Genomic DNA, 11858 nt, shown 5'->3' on the forward strand with positions numbered 1-11858 from the left:
AGTTCTACATTTGTTCTTTACACCGCCGCCGCCCCGCGGCTAAGCTTCCGCGCATTCCGGCTCAGCAATCATTCAGGGTTGTGTTGCAGGCTCCGCCGGAACCGTCGGGGGACGCTGTCATGAACCTGTTTCGCAAGCTGGGCGCCGCGCTGTTGATCCTGGCGATGGGCGCTGCGCCCGCCGCAGCGCAAGACCCTGTCCTCAACAAGGAAGGTTTCTGGAGCGTCGGACACAACCGGTCCGGCGGGGGGTGTTTCGCCAGCCTCCCGACCAAGGCCGGTGCGCTGCTCATCCTGCGCGCCGAAGATGGGCAGGTCGCCCTGCTGGTGGGATCGAAGACGCCGATGACGCGCGGTCGCAAGGCCACCCTGGCGACGGAAGCCTACAGTTTCGAGTTCAAGCCCGACTTCTCGGACGCCAACGATCTGCTGGCGACCGAGGGCGCACTCAACGACCGCGCCCTGGCGGCGCTGCGGCTGGCCCAGGGTGTCGAGGTGGCGGTCGATGGCGTGACGGTGATCAGCGCGACGCTGGACGGCACCGGCGCGGAAGGGGCGCTCGACGCCGTCATCGCCTGCTCCAGGGGCGAGCAGGGATGGTGGGGCGCCGGCGCCGGCGGCGGCGCCAAGGCCAGCGTCAGCGCCGCCATGAATCCGGAGAAGACCTGGTTCCTGGAACGGTCGCCGCTGGCTCGGATTTGCACCGCCTATGCGCTGGTGACCGAGCGCACCATGCTGATCTTGATCGGCGCAGAGGGGGTGGTCGGATTGGCCGTCAGGTCGGATGACCCCCTGCCCCGGGGGCGTCATGGCCGCATGGAGGCGGACGCCCACAGCTTCACCTTCAAGCCGGTCTACGACGGCGACTCGTATTTCGCGTTCGATCCGGAATTTGACCGTGACGCGCTCTCCGCCCTCCGCGGCGCGAAGGCGCTACGGGTCAGCGTGGACGGGCGCGCGGTCGCCGAGGTGGTGATCGATGGCACCGGTCTGCCCGCCGTCCTCGATGACCTGGCCGCCTGCTCAAAGGGACAACGCGGCTGGTGGGGCGAGGGCGCCAAGCCGCGCTAAAGCACCACCCGCTCCAGCGCCGCCAGGATCATCTCCCAGCCCTTCGGCGTCTGGTCCTGGTATTCCGGCGGCACGCCCTCATGGGTCAGGGTGAGTTCGCAGCCGCCGGCGGCCGCGGCGAAGTCCAGGGTCACCCGCGTGGACCCCGGGTCGAACTGCGGCACGGCGAAGGTGAAGACCAGCCGGCGCGGCCGGTCGATGACCTCATACGCGCCGACGTGGGCCACAGCGCCCATGTCCGGGCGCCGGTCGGTGAAGGTGAAGCGGCCGCCGACCCGGGCGTCGACCTCGGCCACGATCATCTCGCCGTCCGGAGTGGCGAAGGCGAAGCGGCCCGCCGTCTTCGGGTCCAGCCAGGCGTCGAACACCGTCTCCGGCGGGTGCGCATAGCGGTGGCGGACGACGATCTCAGCCATGGCCAGCACCTTCTGGGTCGATCAGCCGCCCTGCGACTGGCGCATCTTGGCCATGGCCGCGGCCAGTTCCTCGGCGGTGATCTTGCCGTCGTGATTGGCGTCGACGGCGTCGAACCGCTCGGCCGGCCGGCCGGCCGCGATCCATTCGGCCTTGCTGACCGCGCCGTCGCCGTCCTTGTCCCAGGCCTTGATAATGGTCGCCGGGTCCGGCGCCTGGGCCGCCGCGACGCCGGCGCCGGCCAGCGCGGCCAAAGCCGCGGCGGCGAAGATGAGGGTGCGCATGGGGTGTCTCTCCGAAGATGCGGCGGCACAGGGCGCGCCGTCTGTAGCAACCATATTGCCCGTCTGTGGCCGAAATCGGAGCCTAGTGTTTGCCCCGGTCGCGACCGAAGTTCGGCTCGGCGCTCTCCTGGCCCATGGCCACGATGCCGCGGCGGATCTCCCGTGTGCGGCTGAACAGCTCGAACAGCTTGTCGCCCTCGCCCCAGCGGATGGCGCGGCTCAGCGCCTGCAGGTCCTCGGTGAAGCGGCCCAGCACCTCCAGCACCGCGTCCTTGTTGGTCAGGAACACATCGCGCCACATGGTCGGGTCGGAGGCGGCGATGCGGGTGAAGTCACGGAAGCCGCCGGCCGAATACTTCATCACCTCGGCCTCGGCGACGCCCTCCAGGTCGGCGGCGGTGCCGACGATGTTGTAGGCGATCAGGTGGGGCAGGTGGCTGGTGATGGCCAGCACCAGGTCGTGGTGACGGGCGTCCATCTCCTCGACCCGCGCCCCGATAGCGGTCCAGAACGCCGCCAGCCGGCCGACCGCGTCGCGGTAAGGGGCGTCGGTCCGCCCGTCCGGCGTCAGGATGGTCCAGCGGTTCTGGAACAGCTCGGCGAAGCCCGCGTCTGGCCCCGACTGCTCGGTCCCGGCGATGGGGTGGCCGGGGATCACGAAGACGCTGTCCGGGCAGGCCGCCGTCAGCGCCTCGGCCACCGCGCCCTTGACCGAGCCGACGTCGGTGACCGTCGCGCCGGGCTTGAACCCCGGGGAGGCCGCCCGCGCCGCTTCGCCCATCGCCAGCACCGGCACCGCGAACAGCACCAGGTCGGCGTCCCGCACCGCCTCTGCGGCGTCGCCTGTGACCGCGTCTGCGAGCTTCAGCTCGACGATCCGCGCCCGCGTCTCGGCCGAGGTCTCGGCGATGACGATCTCGCCGACGCAGCCCGCCGCCCGCGCGGCGCGGACCACCGACGACCCGATCAGGCCACAGCCGATCACCGCCAGCTTCGCATAGATCGGCGCGGTCATCGGATCAGGCCTTCATGAACTCGGCCAGCGCGTCGGCCACGGCGCGGTTGTGCTCTTCCAGGCCGATGGTGATGCGCAGGTGGTCTGGCAGGCCGTAGTTGCCGACCCCGCGCACGATCAGCCCCCGGCGCGCCAGCCAGGCCTCGGCCTCGGCCGCCGTGCGGCCGGGCGTCGTCGGAAAGCCCACCAGCACGAAATTGGCCTGCGAGGCCACGACCTCGAGCCCGAGGCCGCCGAACTGCTGGGTCAGCCAGGGCCGCCAGTAGGCGACGTGTTCGCGCGACCGTGCCTGAAAGTCGACGTCGGCCAGCGCCGCGACCGCGGCCTGCTGGGCGGCGATCGAGGTGTTGAACGGCGCCCGGATCCGGTCCACGGCGTCGGCGATCGGCGCCGGGCAATAGGCCCAGCCAATGCGCAGCGCCGCCAGGCCGTGCAGCTTGGAGAAGGTCCGGGTGACCACCACGTTGTCCTGCGCCCGGGCCAGCTCCAGGCCGTCGTCGAAGCGCGGATCGGTGGCGAATTCGGCATAGGCGCCGTCCAGCACCAGGACCACGGAGGCCGGCAGGCCGGCGTGCAGCGCGCGCAGCTCGTCGCGGGTCAGGAAGGTGCCGGTGGGATTGCCGGGCTGGGTGACGAAGACCAGCCGGGTGCGCGCGTCCACTGCCGCCAGCATCGCCTCGACCGAGAGATGATAGCCGGGCTCGGCGGCCTGCCGCACTTGCGCCTGGCAGGCCCGCGCGCCGATGGAATAGGCGGAGAAGCCGTACTGGCCCATGACGATGTTGTCGCCCGGCTCCAGGAACACCTGGTTCAGCAGGTGCAGCACCTCGTCGGTGCCGTCGCCGAACACGAGCCGGTCCGGCTCCAGGTCGAAGTGCGCCGCCACCGCCGCACGCAGCTCGCTGGCCCGGCTGTCGGGATAGAGGTGCAGGCTGTCCACGGCTGCCACGAACGCCGCCCGGGCTGCGGGGCTGCTGCCCAGGATGTTCTCGTTGGACGACAGCTTGATCGGCGTCTCGACGCCCTCGGCCTTGGACTTGCCGGGCACATAGGCGTGGATGTCCAGGATCCCGGGCTTGGGGAGCGGTTTCGGCGCCTGGGCGCGCGGGTCGGCGGGGGCGAGGAGATCGGTGCTGTCGGGCATGCCTGGAACGGGGTGACGCTGTGCCGGTGGGCGGAGGCTGCGTCTTACACGTCCAGCGGGGCCGGTGCAGCCCCGATCACGCCGGTCAGCCGGCCCGGCGCGCGGGCCAGGCGTTCGTCGCCGCCCTGGTAGAAGCCGGCCAGCATGAACAGCTTCAGCCCGCCGGCCTCCAGCACCAGGTCGGCCGCCACGCCGTCGCGGCCGAGGGCGTCCTCCACGGCGCGGGCGGCGCCCGGCGCGTCGGTAACCCAGAAGGTGCGGTCGTCGCCGGTCGGCTCCACCTCCACGGCGGCCACGGCCAGCGCCGCCATCTCGCCCCAGGCCGCCAGGCAGGGCAGGGCGGCGAATACCTTCAGCTGCGGTTCGGCCAGCAGCCGGCCCCACCAGGCGCTGTCGGGGCTGAGCGCGCAGACCGCGACCCCGCCGGGGGTGCGGGCCTGGGCGATGGCGTCCTCGGGCCTCGCCGCCTGGCTGAGCGGCGGGGCGGCGCCGAAGCGCTGGCGGGCCATTTCGACCGCGCGGCCGGGGTCCTTGGCGCCCCAGACACTGAGGTGGAATGGGCCCTGGCTGGCCAGGCTGTCGCCGATCAGCTCGCGCCAGATGCGCACGATCAGGCTGGGGTTCGCGGAGGTGTGCTCGGCGGCGATCAGCCGGCGCAGGATCGCGGCTTCGCGGGCGGGCCGCAGACCGAACTTGTCGCCGTCGCCGGCCGCCCGCTTGGCCGCGGCGACGATCCGGGCCAGGGCGGCGCGCTCGTCCACCAGGCGCAGGAGCTCGGTGTCCAGCGCGTCGATGCGCTGACGCACGGCCTCCAGGGAGGGCGGGACGGCCGCCGTCTTCGCCACGGATAGGATCTCCCCCGAAACCGGAGCCCGCGACCTAAGTCATTGCGACAGGGGGTGCAAGGGCCGGTTTTGACACCAGAATGTGCGGCTGAAACGGACCGGGAAGGCAGCGGCGGTGACTGCCGCCCCCAGTGGGCCAGGGCGCCCGATGAACCTCGAAGGGCAGGCATGGGCAAGGTGAGCATCTCCGATGGTGCACGGAAGTCGGCGGTCACGAGGGCGGGGCGCCGAATGGGCGCTCGGGGACGCGGTTGGTGTTCTGGAAGGCGGTGATGCGCCAGCCACCCGGCAGGCGCCGGAGCACCTGGGTCTGCACGCCGGCCTGCGGCGTGTGGGCGGATACCCCGTCGGGCGGACGGGCGTCGGCCATGCGCCAGGTCACCAGCACGACCGCGAGGTCGGGGGCCAGCGGGCGGATGTCGACGGTCTCCAGGGTCAGCACACTCGTCCGGAAGACCGTGTGGTGAGCCAGGGACAGCTTCTGTTCAAGCTCGGCGCGACCGCGCCATCGCCAGCCCAGGACGTTCACGACGTCGGCATCCTCGGTGAACAGCGCGGCGTAGGCCGGAATGTCGTGGGCGTTCCAGGTTCGCGCCTGTTGCACCTCCAGGGCCTGGATCGCGGCATCGTCGGCCATGGCGAAGCCGTCCGCGGTGCAGACAGGCCCACCGGCATAGGCCGAGGCGGCAAGGCAGAGCGACAGGCCGCCGGCGAGCGCCGCGCGAATCACAGGCTGACCCCGGCCAGCCGGTGGCCCTTGCGCCGGAGCGCGAGGCCGGTCACGGCGAGGCCAAGCACCAGGGTCAGCCAGGTCGCCGGCTCGGGCACGCCCGGCGCCTCGACGACGCCGGCGAAGTCGAGTTGGCCTTCCGCCAGGCCGCCGGGCCGGAATTGCACCGTGCCGGTCCCGTCGAAGCGCCCGATGGCGTCCGCGAAGCGGCCCGTGCCGCCGGTGGCGACGAACGCCTGTGCATTGTTGAAGAGACCCGGGGTTCCCGAAGCGGTTAGGAGACCGCTGTAGGTCCCGAACAGATGGTCGGCCGCGCCGAACGCGAAGTCGAACCGGCCGTCGTAGTAGGCGACGGGGGGCGGGGCGTTGAGGCAGTGGCTCTGGGTCGGGGTAAACGCGCCGAGGTTCGACAGGCCGCTGGCGTTCGCCGGCCCGATGCTGACGGTCAGCGTCGGCGCACAGCGGCCACCCGGTTGGGCGGGTGGGTTGGTGTTGTGCTCGCTTCCGGAGAACAGGACGGTCGTGGCGCGGGCCGGCGCCGCGGCGCCAGTCGCCAGCGCCAGCGCAACGAGGGCGTCGCGGACTTTCAAACGTGCCATGGTTCGGGCTCCATGCCGCCCGGGTTGAGCGACTGGCGGGCACCGGACAGCATGGGCGAGTAGGCGACAGGACCCGTAGCGGATGTTTTCCCGATGTTTTCCCGATGACTAGTTAGTTCCGTGGGTTAGGTGATGACCCGACCCTCCCTGGCGGACTGTGCGGACCTGATTGTCGGCGACGTCACCGTGCGCCCGTCGATCTGCGAGGTCGCCGGCCCGACGGGCCGCGAAGCTGTCGAGCCGCGTGTGATGGAGGTGCTGTTGGCGTTGATCGGGGCGCAGGGCGCCGTGCTCTCGCGCGATGCATTGGTCGCAGCCTGCTGGGGCGGGCGGGCGGTCAGCGAGGACGCGATCACCCGGGTGATCTCCAAGATCCGCCGCCTCTCCGAAGGAATTGCCGCCGGCGCCTTCAGCATCGAGACGTTGCCGAAGATCGGCTATCGTCTGCTGGCGTTCCCGGCGAGCGCAGACGCTGGGGGACGCCGCGACCTGAGGCCGCCGCAGCGGGCGAACGACCGGCTCGGCCGTCGGCGGACCTGGATGGCGCTCGGGGCGCTACTGGTCGTACTGGGAGGCGCTGGCGCCTGGGCGTGGCGCGAGCGCGTCGCGGCCGCTCGGCCGGAGCCGGTCAGGACCGCGCGACCGGCGCAGACGCCCGCCGAGTTTGCCGCGGCGGACCTGGAAGTTCGCGGGCGGGCCGCCGTCTTCGAGGGCACGCCGGCACAGCTTGACCGCGGAATAGGCTACCTGCGCGAGGCGACGGCCCGCGCGCCCCGAGACGCCGACGCCTGGGGCGCCCTGGCCATGGCGCAGGTGTTGAGTCTGCGGACCACGGCGCCCACCGAGCGGGCTGCCGTGACGCTTCGCATCCGCGAGGCGGCGACCCGGGCGCTTGCGCTGGACCCGCACGAAGGCCTGGCCCTGGCCGCCCAGGTCAGTCTGGAGCCCACCTTCGGCGCTTGGTCGCACAAGGACGAGGCGTTGCGGCGCGCCCTGCAACTCGCGCCGACCGACACGCCGGCCGTCCTGGTGCAACGCGCGCAGTTCCTGGCCGCCGTGGGACGTATGCGGGAGGCCACGGCCCTGATGGAACGCGCCGCCGCCGCGGCGCCGCTCCTGCCCTGGATCCAGGCCGGGCGGGTGCAACTGTTGGCGGACAGCCAGCAACTGGACGCCGCCGAATGTGTGGCGGCCCGCGCCGCCAGCCTTTGGCCGCGAGATCCGCAGCTCTGGCGCGCGCGCTTCTGGCTGAAGATCGACTCGGGGCGCACGTCGGAGGCGCTGGCGATGGCGACGGACCCCGCGCTCTGGCCGGATTCGGCCCTGGCCGCCGACATGGCCATGGCCGCACACCTCGCGGACGCGGTTCGCAGCCGCTCGCCCGCGGCGGGGGACGCTGTGCTTGCCGCCTACCGCGGCGCGATGGAGCGTCGCGCGCCGGACGCGCCGGGACAGGCGATGCGGGCTGCCTTGGCCCTGGGCCGTCCGCAGGCGGCGCTGGCGCTGGCGGAGCGGCTGTTCGCCGGCCCCGGGAGCCCTGACGCGGCGGGGGCGCTCATCGGGCCGCAGCGGCCCGGGGAGCGAGACACGGCGCCCCTGTTTTCGGCGGCCGCCCGCCCGCTCTGGAGCGATGCCCGGTTCACGAGCCTCATGCAGGCGTCCGGCCTTGCAGCCTATTGGCGCGCGACCCGCAAGCCGGACTTCTGTCGCGAGATCGTGCTCGCGGCGCCATGTTCCGACTAGGTTGCGCCAGGCGCCTGACCCGAAGCGCCCTACGCCGCCCTGGCGTTGGCGCCGGGGTCCAGGGCCTGTTGCAGGGCGGTGAGCAGGTGTTCCGGCTTCATGGGCTTCTCGACCACGCCGTTCATCCCGGCGGCCAGGTAGCCGGCGGCGTCCTCGGGGTCGGCGTTGGCGGTCAGCGCGATGATCGGGGTCTCGCCGACCCGGCCCGGAATGGCGCGGATCGCCCGGGTGGCGGCGACGCCATCCATGCGCGGCATCTTGATGTCCATCAGGATCAGGTCGAAGCGGCCGGTGCGGGCGGCCTCGACCGCCTCCTCGCCGTCTTCCGCGGACTCGCTGGTGCAATCGAACATCTCGACCAGCGACTGGGCGACCATGCGGTTGGTGGCGTTGTCGTCGACCACCAGGATGTGGGCGGCGCGGCCGGCGTCTTCGTGGGGCGCCGCGGCCGCCTCGGGCGCCAGGGCCAGCAGGATCTCGAACGCGGCGGTGTCCGAGGCGCCGGCGTTGGCCTCCTTGCGCAGCTGTCCGTCCATGCCGGCCAGGATGCGCCGGGCCAGCATGGCGCCCAGCGCGACCTCCAGGCCCAGCCGCGCCTCGATGCCGCGGATGCGGGTCTCGGCGTCCTTGGCGTCCCAGCCGGAGTCGCGGGGACCGCGGATGCGGCCTTCCAGGCGCACGCCGTCCGGGCCGGGATAGGCATAGAGGCCCGCCTCCACCGCGCCGCGGGCCTGGGCGGCGACCGCCTCGCCGATGAAACCGTCGAAGATCTGCAGGAGGCGCTTGCGGTCCGCCATGCCCACGGCGTCGGGATCGCCGTCATAGCCGACCAGCAGGGTGACGCCGGCGGCGGTCGCCCGCGGCTGCCAGCGCGCCTCGATGTCGTCCATCACCTCGCGCAGGCGCACCGGTTCGAGGTTCAGATCCACGCCGTTGACCGTGCCGCGCATGTCGCGGGCGGTCTCGAGCATGCGCGCGACCCCGGCCGCGGCCTCGGCGACGCTGGCCACGCAGGCTTCGCCGTCGGCCGTGAGCCGCTGGCGGCCCAGCTGCGCGGTCAAGGCCTGGATACCCTCCATCTGCTGACGGATATCGGCCGTGACTCGCTCGAAGAAGAAGTCGGGCAGGGACATGAACCGCCTGGGACGCAGAAGCTAGGGACCCATATTGGGCGCCAGCGCTTGCGCAGAGGTTAAGCCCGGCCGCAGGACGTCTGATTTCGACGTAACGTTGAAAAAGAGACGGGCGGAACCAGGGGTTCCGCCCGCAGGGCCGGCGCTCGGGGAGGCATGAGCGCCAAAGTCGAAGCAGCAGTCCTAGAAGCGGTACTGCAGTTCCACGCCGTAGGTGCGCGGCTGGATCAGCCCGCGGACCGTGGCGGTCCGGGTCTGGACGATCGAGGTCGTGCCCGGGTTCGGGCTGTCGAAGATCGCCGAAGGCGTCGTCGAGCCGTTGGAGGTGTAGCCCTTCTGGTCGAAGGCGTTCTTCAGGTAGCCGATGACCGTGAAGCGGTTCTGGGCGTCCTTCCAGAGCATGCGGAAGTCGGTGGTGTCATAGGACGGCACGCTGTTCGCCGCGCTCTTGAACGGCTGGTAGAAGGTCTTGTCGGTCCAGGTGTAGGTGGCTGACAGGATCAGCGAGCCCGGCGCGAAGTCGAAGGTGTAGTTGCCGTTCAGGGCCAGCTTGTTCTTCGGCGACTGGTAGATCTGCGACCCCTTCAGGGTCTGGAACACCAGGCGGGTGCCGTTGGAGACCACCACCCCGCCGGACGGCGTGGCGCGCGGGTCCAGCGCGCCTGGATCCGCCGGGTCGTAGAAGCAGCAGCCCTTGATGATGCGGGTGTGCAGGTAGCCATAGCTGGCCGACAGGTCGAGGTGGTCGATCGGCCGCCAGATGCTCTCCAGCTCGACGCCATAGGCCTTGGCGTCGACGTTGACGAAGTTGTTCGCCGCCGCCGTGCCGGCCGCGTTCAGCTGCGACAGGTTGAGCTGCAGATCCTTGTAGTCGTTGTAGAATGTGGCGGCGTTGATCTGGAAGTGACCGCCGATCGTCTTTTTCAGGCCGACCTCGAAGGCGTCGACCTTTTCCTGCTTGGCCTCAGGCTGGCTGGACAGGGTGCCCAGCAGGAAGCCGCCGGACTTGTAGCCGCGGCTGTACTTGGCATAGCCCAGGGTGTCCTTGTCCGGCGTCCAGTCGAGGTTCACCACCCCGGTGACCGCGTCCCAGCTGCCGGCCACGGAGCGGAAATTCTGCACGCCAGGCTTGGTCGGGTCGACGTCGGTGGAGACGTCGAAGGCGACGGTCCCCGCGGCGATCGCCGGCGACAGGAAGATCAGGCGCTGGCTCTCGGTCCCGTCCTTCTTGTCCTTGGTGTAGCGAAGCCCGCCGGTCAGGGAGAGCTGCTCGTTGAACGCATAGGTCGCCTGGCCGAACACCGCATAGGCCTTGGAGGTCAGGGTCGCGCGGGTGTCGAAGAAGTCGCGGCTGGGGTTCGGCGCGGCGAGCGTTCCGGCCAAGGTCAGCGGGGTGGCCAGCGAGGCCTGGTTGGGGTTCGCGAGCTGGATCTGCTGGCGATACTTCTCATGATACTGATAGGCCCCGACGATCCAGCGAAGCGGGCCGTCGCCGTGCGAGGTCAGGTTGATCTCGTTCGAGTAGTACCGCTTGTGCTCGTTGAAGTCGGTGGTCTGGGTCGGGAAGTAGGGGGCCGCCATACCGGGAATAGCGATGGCCGCGGTGCGGCTGGTGCCGTCGTAGTCGCCGCCCGTCTGGTAGTTGTACTGCTGGAAGCCGCCGATGTACTTCAGGTCCGCGAAGCCCAGGTCATAGGTGATGCTGGTGGTGATGACGTGGTTGCCGCGCAGCTGGCCATAGCCGTCGGTGTTGGTGTTCTGGACGTAGGGGTCCTTCACGCCGGGGTTCGGGGTCGTGTAGCCGAACTGCGGGTTGGGCTGCAGGGCGCCGATCAGGCCGAACGCGCGGGTGGTGTCGTAGGGCGTGACCAGGTTGGCCAGGCGGTCGCCGACGCCCAGGGTGTCGTCCCAGCTGGAGTGGTTGTAGCGCAGGAAGATGTTCAGCTTGTCGGTCGGCTCGGCCTCGAGCTGGAACTCGAAGTAGGTGCGCTTGATCGTGGCGCCTTCGTTGCCCGTGCCGATGTTCTTGATGAAGCCGTCGCGCTGATGGTCCTGGCTGCCGCCGACCTTGATGCGCAGGTTGTCGGCCAGCGGGATCGACACCACGCCCTCGATCACCGTGCGGTTGTAGTTGGCGTAGGAGGCGCGGATCTCGCCGCCGAACTCGTGCGCCGGGCGCTTGGAGATCTGGTTGATGGCCCCACCGATGGCGTTGCGGCCGTACAGCGTGCCCTGCGGGCCGCGCAGGATCTCGGTCCGCTCGATGAACAGCGGCGTCTTGAACAGTTCCGACGACGAGGCCGAATAGAAGCCGTCCGAGTAGCTGGCCACGCCCGGGTCGTTCCCGATGTAGAAGGTGTTGCGCCCAGCGCCGCGCAGGCTGACCCGGTCGGTGCCGGAATAGTTCATCCCGGGCGTGAAATTCACGAAGTCCTGGATGCTGTTGATGCCGACGATGTCGCGCTTGGCCGAGGTGTAGGCCGAGACGGCGACCGGCACGTCCTGCAGCGACTGCTCGCGCTTCTCTGCGGTGACGACCAGTTCCTCGACGGTGTTGCTGGCGTCGGCGGAGGCCTGGGCCAGGGCCGGCTGGGCGATGGCGGTAAGGGCCGCGGCGGAAACGCCGGCGACCAGGAGCGCGCGCAATGGCGCGTGGATGCGAGACATGAAGGGTCCTCCCGAGGCCATACGGAGGGAGCCGCGACCTCGTGGTCTGTTGATTGTTGAAGCGGACGCGGGGAGGCGTCCGGGGCGCGGACCCTCAAACCGGGCTGCGCGCGGCGTCAACTTATCGCTGATGAGTTACGCCTTTTGGCCACGCCTTTTGGCCAACTGTGGCGAAAAGACCGCATTTTCGAATTGTGAGCGCAAAACTGAACAA

General features: G+C 70.6%; 11 protein-coding genes. 2 read left to right on the forward strand and 9 right to left on the reverse strand.

All coding sequences use genetic code 11. The features are described 5' to 3' along the window. Nucleotides 1–119: 119 nt before the first annotated feature. Nucleotides 120–1070 carry a hypothetical protein gene (locus Q0R13_RS01990; protein ID WP_293898687.1) on the forward strand — a complete coding sequence of 317 codons (951 nt, stop codon included), beginning with the start codon at nucleotides 120–122 and terminating at the stop codon, nucleotides 1068–1070. On the opposite strand, the gene Q0R13_RS01995 is transcribed toward Q0R13_RS01990, so the two are convergent. The 7 genes from Q0R13_RS01995 to Q0R13_RS02025 form a co-directional block, all read right to left on the reverse strand. Beyond that, nucleotides 1067–1486: an SRPBCC domain-containing protein gene (locus Q0R13_RS01995; protein WP_293898689.1), complete on the reverse strand. Its 420-nt coding sequence runs from the start codon at nucleotides 1484–1486 to the stop codon at nucleotides 1067–1069. The two genes, Q0R13_RS01990 and Q0R13_RS01995, sit on opposite strands and share 4 nt — an antisense overlap. A 21-nt stretch (nucleotides 1487–1507) precedes the next feature. Then, nucleotides 1508–1768 carry an EF-hand domain-containing protein gene (locus Q0R13_RS02000; protein ID WP_293898692.1) on the reverse strand — a complete coding sequence of 87 codons (261 nt, stop codon included), beginning with the start codon at nucleotides 1766–1768 and terminating at the stop codon, nucleotides 1508–1510. A gap of 82 nt (nucleotides 1769–1850) precedes the next feature. After that, nucleotides 1851–2783, reverse strand: a complete 933-nt coding sequence (locus tag Q0R13_RS02005) for a prephenate/arogenate dehydrogenase family protein (RefSeq protein WP_293898695.1) — start codon at nucleotides 2781–2783, stop codon at nucleotides 1851–1853. Between the two features lie 4 nt (nucleotides 2784–2787). Beyond that, nucleotides 2788–3927 (reverse strand): histidinol-phosphate transaminase, encoded by a 1140-nt coding sequence (gene hisC / locus Q0R13_RS02010; RefSeq protein WP_293898698.1) that lies wholly within the window; start codon nucleotides 3925–3927, stop codon nucleotides 2788–2790. A 44-nt stretch (nucleotides 3928–3971) separates the two neighbouring features. Beyond that, the gene (locus tag Q0R13_RS02015; protein WP_293898701.1) at nucleotides 3972–4772 is read right to left on the reverse strand and encodes a chorismate mutase; all 801 of its coding nucleotides are present in this window, start codon (nucleotides 4770–4772) and stop codon (nucleotides 3972–3974) included. A gap of 211 nt (nucleotides 4773–4983) precedes the next feature. Next, entirely contained in the window at nucleotides 4984–5502 is a 519-nt protein-coding gene (locus tag Q0R13_RS02020) for an SgcJ/EcaC family oxidoreductase (protein WP_293898704.1), read from the reverse strand. Continuing rightward, nucleotides 5499–6101, reverse strand: coding sequence for a PEP-CTERM sorting domain-containing protein (locus Q0R13_RS02025; RefSeq protein ID WP_293898706.1), 603 nt, complete (start codon nucleotides 6099–6101; stop codon nucleotides 5499–5501). Before Q0R13_RS02025 ends, Q0R13_RS02020 begins: the two co-directional genes overlap by 4 nt. Before the next feature lie 132 nt (nucleotides 6102–6233). Between Q0R13_RS02025 and Q0R13_RS02030 the strand changes: the two genes are divergently transcribed. Then, nucleotides 6234–7844 (forward strand): winged helix-turn-helix domain-containing protein, encoded by a 1611-nt coding sequence (locus tag Q0R13_RS02030; protein ID WP_293898708.1) that lies wholly within the window; start codon nucleotides 6234–6236, stop codon nucleotides 7842–7844. A 29-nt stretch (nucleotides 7845–7873) separates the two neighbouring features. Here the strand turns inward: Q0R13_RS02030 and Q0R13_RS02035 are convergent, their stop codons facing one another. Both Q0R13_RS02035 and Q0R13_RS02040 read right to left on the reverse strand, forming a co-directional pair. Continuing rightward, nucleotides 7874–8977 (reverse strand): response regulator, encoded by a 1104-nt coding sequence (locus Q0R13_RS02035; RefSeq protein ID WP_293898710.1) that lies wholly within the window; start codon nucleotides 8975–8977, stop codon nucleotides 7874–7876. Between the two features lie 183 nt (nucleotides 8978–9160). Continuing rightward, nucleotides 9161–11644, reverse strand: a complete 2484-nt coding sequence (locus Q0R13_RS02040; protein ID WP_293898712.1) for a TonB-dependent receptor — start codon at nucleotides 11642–11644, stop codon at nucleotides 9161–9163. Nucleotides 11645–11858 lie beyond the last annotated feature (214 nt).

Origin of the sequence: Phenylobacterium sp., assembly GCF_025351295.1 — a bacterium.
Lineage (GTDB): Bacteria > Pseudomonadota > Alphaproteobacteria > Caulobacterales > Caulobacteraceae > Phenylobacterium.

Bases quoted from the DNA above. Each gene is read 5' to 3' on its own strand.
- Q0R13_RS02040 (WP_293898712.1), bottom strand. From the start codon at position 11,644: ATGTCTCGCATCCACGCGCCATTGCGCGCGCTCCTGGTCGCCGGCGTT.
- Q0R13_RS01990 (WP_293898687.1), top strand. From the start codon at position 120: ATGAACCTGTTTCGCAAGCTGGGCGCCGCGCTGTTGATCCTGGCGATG.
- Q0R13_RS02025 (WP_293898706.1), bottom strand. From the start codon at position 6,101: ATGGCACGTTTGAAAGTCCGCGACGCCCTCGTTGCGCTGGCGCTGGCG.
- Q0R13_RS02005 (WP_293898695.1), bottom strand. From the start codon at position 2,783: ATGACCGCGCCGATCTATGCGAAGCTGGCGGTGATCGGCTGTGGCCTG.
- Q0R13_RS02035 (WP_293898710.1), bottom strand. From the start codon at position 8,977: ATGTCCCTGCCCGACTTCTTCTTCGAGCGAGTCACGGCCGATATCCGT.
- Q0R13_RS02000 (WP_293898692.1), bottom strand. From the start codon at position 1,768: ATGCGCACCCTCATCTTCGCCGCCGCGGCTTTGGCCGCGCTGGCCGGC.
- Q0R13_RS01995 (WP_293898689.1), bottom strand. From the start codon at position 1,486: ATGGCTGAGATCGTCGTCCGCCACCGCTATGCGCACCCGCCGGAGACG.
- hisC (WP_293898698.1), bottom strand. From the start codon at position 3,927: ATGCCCGACAGCACCGATCTCCTCGCCCCCGCCGACCCGCGCGCCCAG.
- Q0R13_RS02030 (WP_293898708.1), top strand. From the start codon at position 6,234: ATGACCCGACCCTCCCTGGCGGACTGTGCGGACCTGATTGTCGGCGAC.